The sequence below is a fragment of the Dysgonomonas sp. HDW5A genome (genome assembly GCF_011299555.1).
In the GTDB taxonomy this organism is placed as follows: domain Bacteria; phylum Bacteroidota; class Bacteroidia; order Bacteroidales; family Dysgonomonadaceae; genus Dysgonomonas_A.
In genome coordinates, this window is record NZ_CP049857.1 from 1,845,469 (window position 1) to 1,865,085 (window position 19,617).

Below are 19,617 nucleotides of genomic sequence, written 5' to 3' on the forward strand. Positions count from 1 at the left end.
AAGAAGGTGCTTTGTGTAGAGAAAATTAGAATTTATATGCACAACAAAAATTATCTTATTTCGGAAGTGAAGAATTACGTATTAAAATCGACCTTAACAATTTTCGCACTACTTGTTGCCGGTGTACTATTTTCCCAAACATCTATTAAAGGAGTTGTAACAGATGCTAAAACGGGGGAGACTTTACCCGGAGTAGCTATTTCGCTAAAGAACACAACTCAGGGAGTAATGAGCGATATGGATGGAACTTATCAGTTGAATGTTGGTCCCGGAAAGCATATCATTACAGCATCTTACCTTTCATATGGAGCTTTGGAAATAACGGATGTAGAGGTTAAGAAGGGAGAAGTAACCAGCTTGGATATACCGATGAAAGAGTCGCTCACCGCATTGAATGAAGTGGTTGTAGTAGCCATGGCTAGAATTAACTCGGAAGTATCGTTACTCAATTCGATGAAGAATGCAAATGGTATTGTAAGTGGTGTTTCATCACAGCAAATATCGAGAAACCAAGATCGTGATGCTTCGGAAGTTATCAGGCGAATTCCCGGAATATCTATTATGGATAATAAATTTATAGTTGCCAGAGGATTGTCTCAACGGTATAATAACGTATGGATCAATAATAGTGCAACGCCCAGTTCTGAAGCCGATAGCCGTTCTTTCTCGTTCGACCTTATTCCCAGTTCGCAGATTGAGAATATTATGATCGTAAAATCTCCACAACCCGAACTTCCCGCCGATTTTTCGGGAGGTTTCGTAAAAGTGGCAACCAAAGGTATTCCGAATGAGAATTCGATGGAGATCAGTTATGGAACAGGTTTCAATACAGAAACGCAATTTAAAGACTTTAAATATAACCCCGGAAGTGCTACCGATTTTCTGGGATTTGATAACGGACATAGAGCTTTGAGAGATATTGTTCCATTCAGACTCGATGGCGATAATACCGATATGGTGGATGCTGTAACTAAAAACGGATTCAATAACAACTGGAATATAAAGACCAGAAGTCCTTTGCCCGATCAACGTTTCTCTTTTGCCATGAGCAGGCGTATCAATACCGAAGGCGGGCAACAATGGGGATTGACCAGTGCCGTCAATTACAGTTATACAAGCCGTACTCTAATGGGTATGAGGAATGCACAGTATGAAGTGTATAATGATATAGCAGATATAGCTGAACCAGATAATGATTATACTGACGATCAGTATAACCGGAATGCTCGATTGGGAGCTATGGTTAACCTATCCTTTATTTCGAATAAAAATAATCACTACGAATTTCAGAATATTTTCAATCAGTTAGGACAGGATCGCTATACATTTCGTGAGGGAACGGACTATACCAGCGGACGTTCGAAAAGACAAGAAAAACAGGAATATTTATATTCAAGCCGAACTACCTATTCGGGGCAGTTTACAGGAAAGCATACTCTGCCTTTTGCCGATAAGCTCGATTGGACTTTAGGCTTTTCGTATGCCAATAAAAATCAGCCCGACCGAAGGATGATCAATCGTACTGAAAATGCTTCTACACCCGAAGACCCGTTTAATGGGCAGATGTATATTTCGCAGGCTGATATCGAACGAAATTTTATAGACCTGAGTGAATATACATATAATGCAGGAGCAAATTATTCGCATGATCTGAAGATCAATTCATCAATAACTTCGACCTTGAAGGGAGGCTTTTATGGAGAATATAAAGTGAAAGATTATAATACACGAGACTTTGACTATCTATATAATGAAAATTATTTCCCTTATAGCTTTCGCTTTGGTGATGTTGTGAACGACATTCTTATCCCTGAGAATTTTGGAGCAGGCAGGTTATATATTAATGAGTCTACTAATAATGTAGATAGTTACGATGGAAATAATAAATTATTGGCGGCTTATTTAGCCATAAACATTCCCTATAATAAATTTAATATTTATGCAGGAGCACGTTTCGAGCATGATATTATGACCTTAACCAACTTTATATCACCCGTCGGTTTTGAGACGAAAGATTCGGAATACAAAACGACAGATGTCTTTCCCTCATTAAATGTGAGTTATAATCTCGATAAATCCAATATCCTGCGATTTGCTTATGGAATGTCGATCAATCGTCCCGAGTTTAGAGAGGTTTCACCCGCTTCATTTTATGACTTCGACCTGTTCAACCGAATACAAGGTAATCCCGATTTGAAAGCAGCCTATATTCAAAATATAGATCTTAGGTACGAACTTTATCCATCTTCGGGTGAGCTAATATCTGTAGCACTATTCTATAAACATTTCGACAATCCGATTGAATGGACTTTTGTTAATACAGGAGGAGGAAGCCGGATATTCACTTTCGAAAATGCTTTGTCAGGGCAGAATCTAGGGATTGAGGTAGACCTGAAAAAGCGTCTTGACTTTATTGGACTGAAAGATTTCTCGGCAGTTGTCAACGGGTCATTAATCAAGAGTAAAGTCAAATTTGATGAAAGCAGTACCGAAGACGAGCGTCCGCTACAAGGACAATCTCCCTTCTTGGTAAATGCCGGACTTTTTTACCAGAGTGAACCCATGCAACTGACAGCTGGACTTATGTATAACATCATCGGTAAACGGATTGTAGGTATAGGACTTAAAAGCAAAAGCGAGAACAGTACTGTGAATGACGATATACCCGATATGTATGAAATGCCACGAAATGTGCTTGACTTTACGGTAACTAAACGAATTGGTAAACAGGTCGAAATTGCAGCAGCTGTAAAAGATATATTTTCTCAGGATGTCGTTTATAAACAGTTCCCCAAATTTATAGATAGCGACGGGGTGATGCATGAAAGAGAGCAAACAACGAGGCGATATAATCCGGGGCGGAACATAAGTATCTCTGCCAAATTCAATTTTTAAGGTCTCTGACTTTTACTGTTGACTTGACTAAAATTAATAAATATTGTTAGCAACTAATTTTTAAATATTTACACAATGAAACTTTTCAAATTATTTAATTTAGCATGGATAGCAAGTAGCATCATGCTCTTTACGAATTGCAGTAGTGATAACAATTCGTCTACTGATCCTGATCCGGTGCCTGTTGTAGGAGTAATTGGCGACGGAAGTACAACCGGCTATGAAATAAAAAAAGATACTGTTTTCGAAAAAGGAACATATACACTCAAAGGCTGGGTATATGTCGTGAAAGGTGCTTCGGTAACGTTTAAACCGGGAACCATTATTAAGGGGGATAAAGCAACCACCGGTAGTTTGATTATTGAGCCGGGAGCTAAAATTTATGCACAAGGTACAGCCAGTAATCCTATTGTATTTACATCGGCTCAGGCGAAAGGTAGCCGTAAACCGGGAGACTGGGGAGGACTTATCATCTGTGGTAATGCCAAGACCAATAATGGCGGACAACTTCAAATAGAAGGCGGACCAAGAACAAAATACGGTGGCGACAATGATGCTGATAACTCAGGTATATTGAGCTATGTACGTGTTGAGTTTGCAGGATACCCCTTCGAAGAAAACAAAGAAATAAATGGTATTACTTTTGGTGCTGTAGGTAGTGGTACGAAGGTGGATCACTTGCAGGTTTCTTATTCCAACGACGATTCTTATGAGTGGTTTGGTGGATCGGTTAGTGCTAAATATTTAGTGGCATATCATGGATGGGACGACGATTTTGATACAGACTATGGTTTCTCCGGAAAACTGCAATATCTTTTGGCGGTTCGTAATCCGAAGATTGCCGATACTTCTCTTTCGAATGGATTGGAGTCAGACAACAATGCTTCGGGAACAAATGGTACTCCCAAAACATCTGCCGTATTCAGTAACGTAACCTTGGTAGGTCCGATAGGTCAGGCAGCAGACTTTGTGAATACTTTAGAGTATATCAATGCAGGAAATTACAGACCTAATAATAACTCTAAGACAGGCTTATTTCAAGCTGCTATGCAAATTAGACGTTATTCGCAGTTGAGCTGTTTCAACTCTGTGGCGATGGGATTTCCTGTAGGATTGCTTCTTGATAATCAAAAAGGAAATACGCAAAGTTTAGCAACCAATGGAACATTGAAAATCAATAATGTATTCTTTGCTCAAATGGGTGTGGTAGGATCGGATGTAAATAATAGTTTTGCCGATAAATATTCTACTAACGGAACGGATATGACCGATGCCCAATCTTTCTCTCATACCTATTTTACATCTCAGGCTAGCAATAAAGTATTGGCTAATATCTCGGATTTGAAATTGAAACAACCTAGTAGCTTATCATCTAATCCTAACTGGGGACCTGCAACAGGTAGTCCATTATTGGGTGCTGCATCATTTACTGATCCATTACTACAATCGGGATTTGATAAGGTTGATTATGTAGGTGCATTCAAGAGTGATTCAGATGTTGATAACTGGATGAAGGGATGGACTAATTTTGATCCTCAAAATGCTGATTATTAAGAGACAATATAAAGTAGATATTGTTTTTTAATAAAGACTAAGTTGCATATAAATTCTGAAAAATAATACTCTACTAAGTGTGCAAGCGGCTAGTGATTAGTCGCTTGCACTATTTTATTGGGAGTTGGCGGACTTGTTTAGAACAAGCTGTTTTAATGCGACTCTGCTTATTTTACCTGTTTCGGTTAAGGGTATTTTATTTACCCGAATTATTTTTTTAGGCATAAAATATACAGGCAATAAATTCGAGATTAAATTCTCGTCAATTTCCCTCTCGATGGCTAATACCACAATCTCTCCAAATTTAGGATCGGGTAGGGATGTGATGGCAAAGCCGTTGTTTAATGCAGGTTTTAGTAAAGCTTCTACTTCTTCTATCTGAATTTTCACTCCACCACTATTGATTATATTGTCTTTCCGTCCGATAATACGAAAACTCTTGTCCTCATATATTTCCACTATATCATTTGTGTAGAGGCGTTCATTTGAAACCAATGGAGCATCTATAATCAACGCATTGTCTTCTGATATAGATAAAATAACCGAGTCGAAAGGGTAATAATGATCCGAAGCTTTATTGCAATTCAATTGCCGCAAGGCAATGTGAGAAAGCGTTTCGGTCATACCATAAGTAGAATATACCTTGTGAGAAAAACTCTTTATCGCTTTTTCTATCTGAGGATCAATTGAACCTCCCCCGATAATGAGGTTCTTGATATTGCTTAATCGTTTTTTCTCTGTATCCGATTGCAAACTATTGAATACCTGCAAGGGAATCATTGCCGCAAAACAAAATTCCTTGTCAGTATCTTTTAATGGATTGCCCGATGGTGGAATAGGATATAAATCTAATCCTGCGACCAACGCACGAACCACTACCATCTTACCTGCAATATAATCCAAAGACATACAAAGCAGAGTAGAATCTCCCTTTTTTAAGCCAAGAAAAGAGCAGGTCAATTGTGCGCTTTGCATCATCCTGCTTTTTTCGACAAGCATTTCTTTAGGAATACCTGTTGACCCCGATGTCTGAACCTTTAATGTTGGAGAATCGGAAAACCAATCTTTCAAGAACAAAAACAAATCGTTATGAAAATCGGATTGAGAGATAAATTCAGGTGAATTTTCATCCAAGAATACATCAGGCAAATATGCCTTTTCCTCAATCGTTATTGTCTGTTTTGTTCTATCTAATTGGTACATAATTATATCAGATTGTCTAGTGTGGGAAACTGACCGTTCGGATTGCTCCACAAACAATCACCTTTGATAGTTAGTGGCATTTCGATGTTATTGGTGTAAAGACCACCTGTTCCCAAGCCTTGCGGTAGAGGGTTATCAAAAGTAGCACACCATTGAGCGATGGCATTTAAGCCAATATTAGATTCTAAGGCTGAGGTTATCCACCAGTCGATTTTTAATTCTTCGGCTAAGTTTATCCATTCCTCAGAACCACTGATACCACCATGTAAAGTTGGTTTCAGAATAATATATTGAGGTCTGATCGTTTCGAGCAATCGCCTTTTTTCTTCGGGTTGATGAACGCCTATAAGCTCTTCATCCAATGCAATAGGTAAAGGAGTTTCTTTGGTTAATCGAGCCATTTCGTCCCATTGACCTGCACGTATAGGTTGTTCAATGGAATGTAAGTTCAGTTCCGAAAGGCGTTTCAATTTATCCAAAGCCTCATCAGGTGCAAAAGCTCCGTTTGCATCTACCCTTAAAGTAATTTGATCTGCTGAAAAATGCTTCCGTATGTGTTGGAGAAGTTTGATTTCATCCTCGAAATTGATAGCTCCTATTTTCAGTTTGATACAGTGAAAACCTTGTGCCATCTTGGCTTCTATCTGTTCGTGCATATACTGAAAATCGCCCATCCAGATTAAGCCATTGATCGGAATACCTTTCTTACCTTCTGTGAACGAATTATCCCAAAGCTTAAAACTTCGGCTTTCGTAATGGCGTAAAGCAGTTTCTAACCCGAATAGAATAGAAGGGTAGGGACGCAAAGCCTCCGTATTCAAGGTTTTACTTTCTTCTAGTTCCTTACAAAACCGTTCCAATGTTTGTTTGTAATCCTCATTATAATCACAGCTCAGATCGAATAAAGGTGCACATTCTCCAATTCCCCAATGTTGAGGATCGGAGGGCGAATAAATCACTACATACCAGATTTTATGGTCGTGATATACTCCTCGTGACGTGCCTGCCGGTCTTTTAAACTGTAAGGTATAAGGTATTATTTTTATCTTAAATTCCATTCGGTAATGTTCCATAAAGTATCACACAAGTTACACAAAGTAATCAGTAAAGTGACAAAGGTGACAAAAAAGTGTAACTTTTATGGTTCTTGTAAAAATCAAGTTATCAATGCTTAACATGTAAAAAGGTTACAAAAGTGACAAATGTTACACTTTTTTGCCTGCTGTTTTTTTGTTACCTTTTTTGATTGTTGTAACTTATTTATGCGAATCAGTAGTTGGGATTATATGTTCAATTATTCTAACGCACCCTTATGGATTTGTTTTTCATTTTGCCTTGATGCAAAACGAAACAAAAGATCAAGACTGAGCCTCTTTGCCCGACCCGCTACGGACTCGAAAGCTAAAACAAAAGAAAAACGTTTATCGATAATATCCTTTTGTTTCTTAACGCTTTCTTCGCCCTGCGAGTACCCCGTGCAAACGCCTAGGTCGGAAGCCTGACGGACAAAAGCCATTTGCAGGCGTCAGCCCCAGTGTATCAGAGGCACAGCCGTTGGCTGACAAGCAAAGCAGGCGTAAAACTAAACGTGCCGCAAGGCAATAAGTTTAGTTTAGCCTGCAAGCTTTAGTCAGACAGGCGAGCCACGCAGCACAAAGCCTTTTTGATTCCTTTTGCGGCTTTGGGCAAAAGGAATACAAGCAATCTTCGATTGTGCGTAGAAGAATAATTTAATAGAACATTAAACATAACAGATCAACTACTGATTCGCATTATTTATATATAGATAAAGTGCTTCAATATTGGGCGTATGATTATACGCCCCTACATACTTTACTTTATCAGATAAACTTAAGGAAACTTAGGGAATTTCTTAAAATCGGGTTTACGTTTTTCTAAGAAAGCGTGTTTACCCTCTTGAGCTTCATCGGTCAGATAATAAAGAAGTGTTGCATTTCCTGCAAGTTCCTGTATCCCTGCCTGGCCATCGAGTTCGGCATTCAATCCCATTTTTATCATACGCAATGCCATTGGGCTATGTTGCATCATTTCATGTGCCCATTTTACAGTTTCATCCTCTAACTGATCGAAAGGAACAACTGTATTTACCAATCCCATTTCCAAAGCTTCTTGAGCTGAATATTGACGGCAAAGGAACCATATTTCGCGAGCTTTCTTCTGACCTACAATACGAGCCAGATAAGAAGACCCGAAACCTGCATCGAAACTACCTACTTTAGGGCCTGTTTGTCCGAAAATAGCATTCTCTGAAGCAATTGATATATCGCAAATAACTTGTAAAACGTGTCCGCCACCGATTGCAAAACCGTTTACCATGGCGATAACAGGTTTAGGCATTGAGCGAATTTGTTTCTGTACTTCAAGAACTTGTAAACGAGGTACACCATCTTTTCCGATGTATCCGCCTTTGCCTTTTACATTCTGATCGCCACCCGCACAAAACGCCTTGTCGCCTGCACCTGTAAGGACTACTACATAAATATCTTGATTTTCGTGACAAATGCGTAAAGCGTCACTGATCTCCATAGTGGTTGTAGGAGTAAACGCATTGCGGTAGCGTGGACGATTGATAGTGATTCGACCTATTCCCTCAAAATAATCAAATAGAATATCTTCGTATTCTTTGATGGTTTCCCATTGCCTTGTAGTTGACATATTATATTATTGTTTTTAGATTATGATAATATTCCTGAAAAGCTTTTTTGCTAATCTCCATATTTGTAGATACTTCCAGTAAAACCGATTGGTCGGTTTTGGTATCAATGAATGCTTTAAGGCTTTCTTTCAGGTCATTTCTATTCTCTGCATTCAAGTATTTTAATCCTGCTGCTAAAGCCCAGTCTTTTGCTTGTGTAGTATGTTCTGCCGACACATATTCTTTTAACGAAGCAGCTTTATTTAAGCCCGGAAGCAGATGGAAGATTCCACCACCACCATTATTGATTAAGAGTATTCGTAAATTTTTGATGTGTTGTATATTCCACAAAGCATTCAGTCCATAAAAGAAACTAAGATCCCCTATAATTAAATAGACAGGATCTTTGTAAACGGAAGCGAATCCGATTACAGAGGGTAGGGTACTTTCTATACCATTCACACCTCTATTGCAATATACTTTGATTGATTTATCCAATTGAAACAACTGCACATTCCGTACCGTAGAACTATTGGCTAGGTGCAAAACCGAATTTTTCGGCATTACCTTTAAAAAATCACCCGTAACCGATATATCCGAGAAAGGTATATCTTCTTTTGGTTCGGGTATGAGTAGAGAGGTATTCTTCCATAAATCGAAGAATGGTTTTTCTCTATTATCTTGGACTTCTGATGACAATTTAGAAAAGAATTCAATAGCTTCTGTTTCCACTAAATCGGTCAATGATTGAAACAAGTCTACTACTTCGCCCGACTCAGTCAGATGCCAGTGATTCTTAGGTTTATGTTGTCTGATAAAGTGCTTCAATCGTTTCGAAACAATATGCCCACCGAGTGTGATAACCAGATCAGGCGAAAAGCTTTCTTTATCCTCTTCAGATATGGTATATAGTAAAGCATCGAAATTGCTGATAAATAAAGGTGAAACACTATTCGATAGATTTTCAGTAAAGACTATACAGTCGGTTTTCTCTGCTAAACCTTCAAGTAGTTCAGTTAGTTTGGGAGTTTGAAACAGTTGTCCTACAATGATTAAACGTTTAGGCATCTTGTGCCACTTTTCAACAAAAGAGCTTATTTCAACAGATTTTCGAGGTCTTGCATAATCGATCTTTCTTACTTCGGGAAGAGATTCTTCCGAATAATCAAAAAGAGGTTCGTACAATGGTATATTTATATGTACAGGACCCGAAGCATCGGCAGTGCAAGCTATCAAAGCTTCATTGATTAACCGATTGCAAAACCATTCGTCTGTTTCGTTATTAATCTCAGGTAGGTGAACCGATTTTTTCGATAACGAACCGAATACTCCTGCTTGAGGTAAAGTCTGTCCGTCCATTTGTCCGATCCACTCGGGAGAGCGGTCAGCCGAAACTACTATCAAAGGCAATTGTTGGTAATAGGCTTCGCTTACTGCCGGAGCATAGTTTAGCAATGCAGAACCCGACGTACAACAAATAGCAACAGGTTGTTGCAAAGCCTGTATTATTCCCAAAGCATAAAAAGCTGCATTTCGTTCATCCACAATCGTGTGGCACTCAAAAAACGCATCTTGCGAAAAAGTCTGCATCAATGGAGCATTACGCGATCCAGGCGAAAGTACAATTTGCTTTACTCCATAAGCCTTGAGTAAAGCTACTGTTTGTAATACATTTTTCTTTACTGAAAACATATGCTGGGCTATTCATTTATTATTGATAATATGGTTTGAAGCTTATATTCGGTTTCTTTCCATTCCGATATAAGTTCAGATGAAGGAAGTATTCCTCCTCCTGCAAATAATCTCAGGTTTTGTTTGAATATTTGCATGCACCTCAAATTTACGAATAAATCTGTTTTGTTATCTACATCCAGGTAACCTAAAAAACCGGAATAGTATTTTCGGTCGTACCCTTCGTTCTTGGTAATGAAGTCAAATGCTTCTTTTTTGGGGAAACCACAAACGGCAGGACTTGGGTGAAGCAGGTTCAATAAACTTCCGATTTTGGAGGAATCATCTATATGAAAAGAAAATTCACTTTTGAGATGTGCCAGATTTCCCGACCGAATAGTCTTGGGCTCACTGTAAGTTGATTTTATACCCGCCTTTATCAGTTGTTGCTGCATATATTCAACCACAATCTGTTGTTCGAGGCGGTTTTTATCATCCCAGATTACGGCATCATCCTTAGATATTTTCTTGGTTCCGGCTAATGCGTCGGTCTTCCAGTTTCCGTTTTTTCCCGACACTAGTATTTCGGGAGAACAGCCGAGCCATGTTCCTGATTCGGGAGTATGGCATAAGAAGATGAAATTATCGGGATATTTTTTACATGCATTTAGAAAGGATAGTCCGCCAGAGAACTCTTCGTTCCGAGCAAGTTCGAAAGTACGTGAAAGTACCAGTTTTTTTAATGTATCACCAATTAGCGACTCATGGAATGCAGTATACCCTTTCTGATAATGATCGAATGATGTGGCTTTGGATGGTTCGAAAAAGCTAGAGGATGGCTCATTTGTATGCTTTTCGAAGGCTGAGTTGGAAAGATAGCTGAAAATAGCTTCTTCTCCCGTCAATACTACCTCAGGCTGAATTAATACTATTGGAGCTGCCTTTGATATCTGAAAAGGTGCAATAACAAATCCTCTTCTGTTATTCAGTTCTAATAGGTTCGTGAATGTTTCGGATTGGTCTGAGGTTTGTAATACCAAACGTATGTCGTGCTCGCCCGGTAAGCGGTATAGGGCAAAACTAATATTCTTATCGATCAGTAAATCAAAAAAACTATATTTTAGATGTTCTCTAAATTCCATGATTAAAAATTCAAACTAAGGTCTCAGACCTTTTTATACTATTCAGGTAAGATATAATCGCTGCAAATGGTTGTTAATCTTGAAGTATATCAGTAACTACTTATATTTACCCATTCTTTGGATTACGGCGATCCGTAAAAACATGCTAAATTAGAGTTTATTCTATTGAAAATTGTATTTTTTTCCTTAATAAATACTCTAAAAGTTAAATGAGTGCTTAATATAGGGAAAAGGTGCTGATGTTATTACTCTGATTTATGGTAAAATATTAGGAATTTAAAAACATGCTATTGATAAATTTATTTTCCTATTTTTGTAATATAGAAAACTTTATAATGAAAACAATGGAAGCAACCACAGTTAAAGGAAATAATCACGGAGCAAATGTAAGACGCTGGAGAGAGTGGAGAAACGTAAAACAGGATGTTCTGGCTGATAGTATAGGTGTATCACAAGCTACACTGTCGAGTTATGAAAAAAAAGATAAACTGGATCAGGAAATCTTGGTAAAAATAGCCAAAGTCTTAGATATTCCTGTGGAAGCTATTACTGAGATCGGTTCTGATACTTCTGTGAATATTTTCTCAGGTAGTTGGAATGATAATTCAGTTGCTCAAAATATTAATCCAACTTTTAACCCGATTGATAAAATCGTTGAACTTTATGATAAACTTCTAGAAACTGAAAGAGAAAAAGTGAAATTACTTGAAGAGGTATTGAACGGGAAAAAGTGAATTCTCTGATGGTGCTGATATAGCATAACTTAAACACAAAGTTCACAAAGGTGTTTTTTATAAAGAACACCATTTAAATATAAGCTCTAATCGAAAAAAGCACCTGTAATTAATAATTGCAGGTGCTTTTTTGATTTTCGAAGGGTGTGTTATTTTTTAGGCTTTAAACTGTTTTTCTATGATTTTTTCACAAGCTAATAAAATAAGATCGTAAGCATAATCAAAATCTTTCTCTTCGCCATGAAAGGGATCGGGAACATCCTGACTAACTGAAGGATTAACCTCGTTCATTAATAACCTTAATTTATGATGTTTGTCTTTTGGAGCCATTTCTTGCATAAAATCAAGTATATCTTGAGACATGGCATAGATGATATCAAAATCGTCAAAATCCTCTGTCGTTAATAGTCTGCATTTATGGCAACTGATATCTATATTGTGTTTTTGGGCTGTATGAATAGCACGCGAATCGGGTGCTTTACCAATATGAAATGCTTTAATAGCAGCACTATCAATCTCCCAGTTGAGTTTATTACTAGCTGATAATTCTCTTAAAACCCCTTCCGCTAGAGGTGAGCGGCAAATATTACCTTTGCAAACCATTAATATTTTCATTTCTTGTATTTTTAGTATTATACGTTGCTAAATATTTAAAATAATAGTAAATGTAACATAATTTTGTGTAAACCAGATAATTTACTACTTTTAGAAATCCTAATCTAGAATTCTATTTTGATTAGTATATGTTAGTATCAGCACAATCTTATTAATAAAACAAATGGAGATCATATTAATTGGCAGTCAAGCTGACACCCAAACGCTATCAACTATTATAAACGAAGAGTTACATCTTCAATGTTGTTCTATGAGTTTTGAAGATATCTCTACAAAAAGGCCTTGTGAGAGTAACGATCAGGTTTTTATCCTTGCTGCCCGAAAACCCTCTTTTCAAGCAGCAGCAAATGCATTGGCATATATCAAGACGCATAAACCTACAGCTTATATCATGCTACTAGCCGAAGATAAAGATGTGGAGCTAATGGGAGCGGCTTTGGAATATGGAGTAAATAATTTCTGGGTATTAACTGTAATCAGCGAAAGCGTCAGAGATAAAATTGTAGATCAGCTTAGAACACTTGCTCAGCAGAAAAAAAGAAAAAAGATACTTGCTATCGGAGCACATCCGGATGATGTAGAGATTGGCTGTGGAGGAACTATGCTCAAGCATATTGCTAAAAATGATGAAGTGATGATCTTAACATTAACCAGAGGAGCAGTAGGTGGTGATACGGAGAAACGTTATCTGGAGGCAAAAGCTGCGTCCGCATTTCTTCATGCTACTTTGATAATCAGTAATCTCGAAGATACATCCGTTTCGGAAGGACCTAAAACTATTCGGGTTATAGAGGAGGTTATCCATAATTTTCAACCGGATATTATTTATACTCATAGTGTAAATGATAATCATAAAGATCATAGAAACACGCATTTGGCTACTATAATAGCTGCCCGAACGATAGATGAGGTGTATGCATATCAGGCTCCCTCTACCAATATAAATTTTCATCCTCAGAAATTTGAGAGCATTGATAATTTTTTAGATTTAAAGTTACAGCTCATCGCTTTCCATGAAACACAAAAAAGTAAAGCTGTTTATCTAAAAGACGAGATAATAAAAGCTACTGCTATTTATTGGGGACGTTATGCAAACTATAAAGCAATAGAACCTTTTGAGATAATTAAATCTTAACCAAATAATTTAGAATATGGCTGTAAAAATATTAATTACAGGCGCCGGAGGCCCCGCCGCAATTTGTGCTTACAAAGCATTAAAAGACAAATCCTATGATTTCTTTATGGCCGATATGGACCCCTTGGCAACAGGTCTTTATTTTGTAGAACCGGCCAAAAGATTGGTTATTCCGGGAGGAGTTACACCCGGGTTTAATGAAGTTATTTTGCGTTTATGTAAACAGCATCAGATAGATATACTTATTCCTACCGTTGATGTTGAGTTGGTGCCAATAATGAAAATAGAAGAATCTTTTAATGCAATAGGCTGTCGTATAGTTAGCTGTAGGGCAGAAGTATTAGATGTAATTCTGGATAAGCTCAAACTAATGGAAAAATGTAACGGTAAAGTTATTTTACCTGAATTTCAGTCGTTGGAAGAGTATTTGATAAACCCACAGATCAGCTCAAATAAACTTGTATTTAAGCCACGAAGCGGTAGTGGTTCGCGAGGTATTATTATTACTTCTGCTCCTGATCGCAATATTTTGGAAAAGCTGAGGATGGAAAATTACATGGTTCAGGAATTTATTGGAGGAAAAGAATATAGTATCGATGTAATGCTTAATAACGATAGCTCGGTGGCTGCAGCAGTAGTTCGAGAGCGTCTCAAAGTAGATTCGGGGGTAGTTGTTGCTTCTAAAACTATTAAAAATGAAGCGATACAAGATTACTGTATAAAAATAGCTCAAGCAGTAGGAGTTACATACGGGGCAAACATTCAGGTAATTGTAGATGAAAAAGGAACCCCTTATTTACTTGAAATTAATCCTAGATTTTCAGGAGGATTGAGTTTGGTTGTAGAAAGTGGCGCTAATATTCCGTTGATGTGCGTTGAACATGCACTTTCGGGTGAGCCTATACCCTATTCCGATTATAAAGAATTAGCTATGGTTCGTTATTATGAGGAAATATATATGGCCGACTCTGAGTTTGGCAAGCACCAGAAGGCACTCGTGTCAAAGGCACTGGAAGTCTCATAACAATGGTATTGTTTAAAAAAAGTTGAAGTAAATTATAAATATGATTATAGGTCTAAAAATTCTTTTGACTTTTTTTGTCCTCTTAGGTGCTCTTCCTTTATTTGCATCTCTATATCAGTTTTTTTTGGTCATTTTTCATTCAAAACTTAATCATTATAAACTGGCTAGGCCTATTACGCCTAAAGTAGCGGTGGTGATTCCTTGTTGGAACGAGGCTGATGTGATAGGAAATACGATAGAGCACTTGTTGTCTATGGATTATCCACTTGAATCTTTAAAACTTTATGTAGTAGATGATGCAAGTACGGATAATACTTTCGAAATAGTGAATGAAAAATTGAAACTATATCCTGACAATATACGCTATGTAAAGAGAGAAAAAGGCGGTGAAGGAAAGGCACATACGCTCAATGCCGGAATTAAAGTACTATTAGAAGAGGATTGGGCCGAAGCTGTTTTAATTATTGATGCGGATATTCTTTTCGAGGAAAAAACCCTTAGGAAGATGGTTCGACATCTTGCCGATCCGGATGTAGGAGCTGTAATGGCCTATATAAAAGAAGGGTCAGTATCTAACACGTTAGTCCATAAATTTGTAGCATTTGAATATATTTGTGCACAAGCTGCCAGTCGGAGAGCGCAGAATGTATTAGGGGTTACCGCATGTCTGGCAGGAGGGGCACAGCTGCTTACTAAGGAAAATCTGATAGCGATAGGAGGGAAGATCGATACTTCATCTCTGGCTGAAGATACTTTTACTACTTTCAATACCCAGCTGACCGGGCGAAAAACCATTTTTGATCCTTATGCTATTGTTTGGGCAGAAGAGCCGAATTGTTTAGTCGCATTATGGAAGCAAAGGCTGCGGTGGGCAAGAGGTAATGTTCAGGTGACCAAAGCTTTTAAGCATATATGGCTTAATAAGAAAATTGGAAACCTGGGTTCTTTTAGCTTTTCTTTTATCTGGTTTACGATTATGCTCATGCCTTTGTTGATGATATTGTCATCGATAGGACTTACGGGTTTATTTTTTCTTGACTTCCCTTATTCATGGTTCATATTTAAACAATTTTGGATACTCAATACCTTTACGGATCTGTTTATTATTTTGACTTGTAATTTTTTAGACCCGAAAACAGCGAAAAGAACACGGCTCGAAGGGCTTTTGTTTCCCGGTATAATATCCCTGTGTTTAATTATTCTTTCCGTTTATCCTAATCTTCTGGATAAATTGTTGGATATAATGGTTCTTGCGAATGATGGAAATCATCTTTATTTCGGGCTTGATTTCAAATCATTTATTATTGTTTTCTTCCTGTATCTTTGGGTTGCTCTATGTATGGTTGTATCTTTTATGGCATATTATACCGAGAAAAAAGGTTTTCCATTATTTATCTCACGTACACTCTTGCTTATTGGTGGGTATGGTCCTTTCTTATGTGCTGTCACATTTGCTTCTTACATAAAAGAAATAACCAAGTCGGAAATGAAATGGGATAAAACTCGGAAAACAGGTAACTTACAGAAAAATGGCTGATTAATGAAGAAAGAAGAAAAAGATAAGATGGACAATGATGCTCGAAAAGAATTAGCGAGGGAAAGAAAAATAACTTACCTACAGATTATCTCAATCGTAATTCTTTTGATTCTCGGTACTTTACTGGCTCTCTTTTCAGACGATGAAGCATATATAGCAATCTGTATACGAGAATTATTTGGTAGGCAGTAGAATGTAGATGTTGCTGTTTTATAGAAGTTTATAGCTGATGCCTAAGCTGGCAATATGTAAATTCCAACTACCGACATTATCATTTTTCTTAAAATGATTGTAAGTATAGTTAACGCCTAGATATAGTTTTTTCGAAATAGGGAATGTTGTGTTAAAATTGAATCCATAGTATTTCTGGTATTGCTTAAGTGTTGTTACATTCGGAAGATTTCTAAATTCGGGGATAACGTTATTATCTCCAGTGAGTAAATTAAGTGAAATTACCGAGTTTTCATTGAAATAATATCGGTATCCTAAAATAAAATCGTTATTAGATATGCCATTGTTGAGATATATCCATTTTGCCAGAAATAGATTTTTATGTACAGCATAACTTGCTCCTGTATTTATCATCCAAATATCTTTCTGTCCTGAAAGGGCTATATACTTTACTCCGTTTTCAATTTCCAACTGTTTAATCCCTATGTAGTAGTTTGAAATAGCAGCAGTAAAATTAGGGTACCATGCTGTGTTCGAAAAAGAAAGGGAAGCGTATTGGTAGGTTTTCTTTTTTTTAGGAGTATAATAAAACTCATTCGCTGATTGCCATCCTGTTTTGGTGGTATTATTATATGCCATCTGGAAGTTGCTTATCAGCGTATATTGTGCCTTCTTTAGTTTTATTCCTGCTGAAGACTGGTTTAGGTTCATTGTGCCGAAGTCAGTATACTGTTGCTGTGCACTAATGTATAGAGAGGTACTGTCGGCCTTTCTTAATGCAAGATCTTTTCCGATAAGTGATTGCGTTTGGGCATTGAGTGTTTGATGAGAAGAAAAATAAAACACAGGTACTAATAGTAGCAATAGTGTGGAGAATTTTCTCATATTAGAACTTGTTTAGTTAAGATTATTTTTTCAAATCAAAGCAGTAGAACTATTATCCCCTAATTATAGCTGTTGACTGTTATTTTTGGTCAGCAGGCTGCTTTACTTTTTACTTTTTATTTTTTCTCTGTATTCTTTAATCAGAATTTCACTTTGAGTGAGACTTTCCTCCAGATTTAAAATAGCTTCATTGAGTAGAACGGGGTCTGTGTTATTTTTTATTTTCTCGTCAAGAAGTTCTATCTTAGCCGAAATAGCCGGAAGACCTATCATGTTGAAAGATGATGTAAAGTTGTTTAGAAATTCGATTTTCGAAGCTAAACTTTCCTCTTTATTACTGTTTAGAAAACTGGTAATTTTAGGAAAAGTTTGTTCTTGCATCAAACTCATCATTTTATCGACCATTTCATTATCGGAGCCTCCGTATAATTCAATTAAATCTTTTTCGTTAATACTGATATATTCCATAAAACTTGAAATGAATAAAAGTATAAATGTTTCTTCTTCAAAGATATAAATTTATCTTATTATTTGTGTCCTTTATAAGAAATTATTATAGGAATGTCTTTTTTTCTTTAGGAAGTGGTTCCACCTGAGATATTAGTTTTATCTCTCTAATTGATAACTTGTCATCAATTTATTAATACGCTAAGATACTGTGGTAATGACTTGGGAACGATTTAATTTCCATATAACGTTAACTTCTTCAAATTCAAAGTGCTTAAACCCAGAATCTTTGATGAATACTTTGCACAAATTTTTTTCATCTAATTAGATATTTTGATAAACAAAAGAATAGACCCGAAATTCTATTATGTATTGAGATCGAGTATTTATAAATTCAAATTTTCTATACAAATGACTCCTTTAAAGTGTATTGGCTCTTTGAAAAATAAATGTTTAAACTTTATGTGATGATTAATTTCATGCGATTTCCCTAAATTCGGGTTTTTGTCTTTCTTGTCTGTTGTTTTTTTGCAAAATATGCTGGAAGATTCGATTTAAACTGCCGCCTTCTGCCTAGGTAAACTGACCTCTTGGAACCGAAGTAAACTACCGCCTTGAAAAAGGTAATAAAGTACTTGTCATATTCGAGCATATGAGTTACTTTTCGTTTAGAAACAGATAAACAAAAAGTGAAATAAGTTGTCCGCCTTTACGTATAAGTCAAAGGCACCAAAGCCATTTCCATCACAGCAGATTGAAGTCTATTGGGGTTATGGAATGATAGCCTAGCACACCCGTTCATACAGAAGACATCAATATACTACGTACGAAGAACACGTGTTTTCAAAACACAGGTTTCAGACCGAATGGTGTACGGAGAATTTTATCAAGAAAGGAGCGATATACAGGAAAATATAGGCTATTACATCGGTAAGGTTTTTGAGTATAAGCCTAATGTCGAGCAACCATGTAAATCTTATTCGGGTGTACTGAGCTTCGCTTGCAGAGTTGAGTAGGAGCGTTTGTTTGGCATGTACGATGCTTTTAAAACCAATCCAGAGACATCTATTAAAGAAACTTACACCGAACCAATTAATAGCCTGTTAGTGAATAATGAATAGGATGACCGTAAGAACATAATGGAAGACAGAGTCCTCAAGTAATCCAACTTCCGTAACAAGGCATCCTTGGAACAGTTAGACTACTCCATTGAAAGAGATTAGACAAAACTCAGATACATAGGTTAGCCAGCCTAGATTTTATCAAAGAACATAAGGAATTGTTTATACCAAGCAACACAGGAATCAGAAAGAGTTATTTGGCAAAAGCTATCGGTTTATCATGCCTGTCAGATGAGTTACCGAGTCTTTTATATATCGACCTCTAAGCCGTTGGATCAACTTTAATTGGCTAAAATGTAAGGAACTATACTAACTGATCTTAAAAGGATATATAGGATGGAGCTGCTTATACTTGATGATTTTCGACTGCAACCTTTTGACTCACAATCAAGGATTGTTTTATTAGATATTATTGAAGATAGGCATGAGAAAAGGTCTACAATCATAACTTCTCAGATTCCTATCAAAGGGAGGTATGATATTATTGGAGAAAAACAATTGCGGATGAGATATTGGAACGAATAGTTCATCATTATTGATGTTTTCAAACATAACTAATTATCATCCATAATTTATAAACGATATTTAGACAAAGAGTCTAGTTTTTGATAAATATTTCTGCATTACAGAAATAGCCAATGGAGATTGTTTCACAAAAAACTTACTTTAAATAACATAATGATAACATTCGAATTAATAAAATCTCTTTTTCTTTGTTCTGAATATTTTAAAGAGAAAAATAGAATGGAAATATTGGATAAGAGGTACGAAAAAGAGTTTTATGAACAAGTGTATCTGTTAGCATTTGGGAAAAGTAGAATATTTTT

General features: G+C 36.8%; 16 protein-coding genes. 8 read left to right on the forward strand and 8 right to left on the reverse strand.

The window, feature by feature from the left end:
- Positions 1 to 36 precede the first annotated feature (36 nt).
- Both G7050_RS07710 and G7050_RS07715 read left to right on the forward strand, forming a co-directional pair.
- A complete protein-coding gene (locus G7050_RS07710) occupies positions 37 to 2,895 on the forward strand; it encodes a TonB-dependent receptor (RefSeq protein WP_166113560.1) in 2,859 nt (952 codons plus the stop codon).
- 75 nt (positions 2,896 to 2,970) lie between these two features.
- Positions 2,971 to 4,449: a hypothetical protein gene (locus G7050_RS07715; protein WP_166113561.1), complete on the forward strand. Its 1,479-nt coding sequence runs from the start codon at positions 2,971 to 2,973 to the stop codon at positions 4,447 to 4,449.
- Positions 4,450 to 4,563: 114 nt separating this feature from the next.
- On the opposite strand, the gene G7050_RS07720 is transcribed toward G7050_RS07715, so the two are convergent.
- From G7050_RS07720 to G7050_RS07740, 5 genes are all read right to left on the reverse strand, one after another.
- Entirely contained in the window at positions 4,564 to 5,652 is a 1,089-nt protein-coding gene (locus tag G7050_RS07720; RefSeq protein ID WP_166113562.1) for an AMP-binding protein, read from the reverse strand.
- 2 nt (positions 5,653 to 5,654) lie between these two features.
- Complete coding sequence (locus tag G7050_RS07725; RefSeq protein ID WP_166113563.1) at positions 5,655 to 6,710, reverse strand: o-succinylbenzoate synthase; 1,056 nt, start codon at positions 6,708 to 6,710, stop codon at positions 5,655 to 5,657.
- 793 nt (positions 6,711 to 7,503) lie between these two features.
- A complete protein-coding gene (menB, locus tag G7050_RS07730; protein ID WP_166113564.1) occupies positions 7,504 to 8,328 on the reverse strand; it encodes a 1,4-dihydroxy-2-naphthoyl-CoA synthase in 825 nt (274 codons plus the stop codon).
- A gap of 1 nt (position 8,329) precedes the next feature.
- The gene (menD, locus tag G7050_RS07735) at positions 8,330 to 10,000 is read right to left on the reverse strand and encodes a 2-succinyl-5-enolpyruvyl-6-hydroxy-3-cyclohexene-1-carboxylic-acid synthase (protein WP_166113565.1); all 1,671 of its coding nucleotides are present in this window, start codon (positions 9,998 to 10,000) and stop codon (positions 8,330 to 8,332) included.
- Positions 10,001 to 10,008: 8 nt separating this feature from the next.
- The gene (locus G7050_RS07740; RefSeq protein ID WP_166113566.1) at positions 10,009 to 11,121 is read right to left on the reverse strand and encodes an isochorismate synthase; all 1,113 of its coding nucleotides are present in this window, start codon (positions 11,119 to 11,121) and stop codon (positions 10,009 to 10,011) included.
- Positions 11,122 to 11,465: 344 nt separating this feature from the next.
- Between G7050_RS07740 and G7050_RS07745 the strand changes: the two genes are divergently transcribed.
- Complete coding sequence (locus tag G7050_RS07745) at positions 11,466 to 11,855, forward strand: helix-turn-helix domain-containing protein (protein ID WP_166117669.1); 390 nt, start codon at positions 11,466 to 11,468, stop codon at positions 11,853 to 11,855.
- A 156-nt stretch (positions 11,856 to 12,011) separates the two neighbouring features.
- Here G7050_RS07745 and G7050_RS07750 read toward each other — a convergent pair whose 3' ends face one another.
- On the reverse strand, positions 12,012 to 12,470 hold the full coding sequence (locus tag G7050_RS07750; protein WP_221412828.1) for a low molecular weight protein-tyrosine-phosphatase: 459 nt from the start codon (positions 12,468 to 12,470) through the stop codon (positions 12,012 to 12,014).
- 163 nt (positions 12,471 to 12,633) lie between these two features.
- Between G7050_RS07750 and G7050_RS07755 the strand changes: the two genes are divergently transcribed.
- The 4 genes from G7050_RS07755 to G7050_RS07770 are packed head-to-tail and all read left to right on the forward strand — an operon-like array spanning position 12,634 to position 16,358.
- Positions 12,634 to 13,605, forward strand: coding sequence for a PIG-L deacetylase family protein (locus G7050_RS07755; RefSeq protein ID WP_166113567.1), 972 nt, complete (start codon positions 12,634 to 12,636; stop codon positions 13,603 to 13,605).
- Between the two features lie 16 nt (positions 13,606 to 13,621).
- Entirely contained in the window at positions 13,622 to 14,629 is a 1,008-nt protein-coding gene (locus G7050_RS07760) for an ATP-grasp domain-containing protein (protein ID WP_166113568.1), read from the forward strand.
- Positions 14,630 to 14,669: 40 nt separating this feature from the next.
- Complete coding sequence (locus G7050_RS07765; RefSeq protein WP_166113569.1) at positions 14,670 to 16,166, forward strand: glycosyltransferase family 2 protein; 1,497 nt, start codon at positions 14,670 to 14,672, stop codon at positions 16,164 to 16,166.
- 3 nt (positions 16,167 to 16,169) lie between these two features.
- Positions 16,170 to 16,358 carry a hypothetical protein gene (locus tag G7050_RS07770; protein ID WP_166113570.1) on the forward strand — a complete coding sequence of 63 codons (189 nt, stop codon included), beginning with the start codon at positions 16,170 to 16,172 and terminating at the stop codon, positions 16,356 to 16,358.
- Positions 16,359 to 16,376: 18 nt separating this feature from the next.
- On the opposite strand, the gene G7050_RS07775 is transcribed toward G7050_RS07770, so the two are convergent.
- Positions 16,377 to 17,222 (reverse strand): hypothetical protein, encoded by an 846-nt coding sequence (locus tag G7050_RS07775; protein WP_166113572.1) that lies wholly within the window; start codon positions 17,220 to 17,222, stop codon positions 16,377 to 16,379.
- Positions 17,223 to 17,324: 102 nt separating this feature from the next.
- Positions 17,325 to 17,690 (reverse strand): hypothetical protein, encoded by a 366-nt coding sequence (locus G7050_RS07780; RefSeq protein WP_166113574.1) that lies wholly within the window; start codon positions 17,688 to 17,690, stop codon positions 17,325 to 17,327.
- Positions 17,691 to 19,126: 1,436 nt separating this feature from the next.
- On the opposite strand from G7050_RS07780, the gene G7050_RS17910 reads away from it, so the two are divergent.
- A complete protein-coding gene (locus G7050_RS17910; protein ID WP_255499277.1) occupies positions 19,127 to 19,315 on the forward strand; it encodes an ATP-binding protein in 189 nt (62 codons plus the stop codon).
- Positions 19,316 to 19,617: the final 302 nt, after the last annotated feature.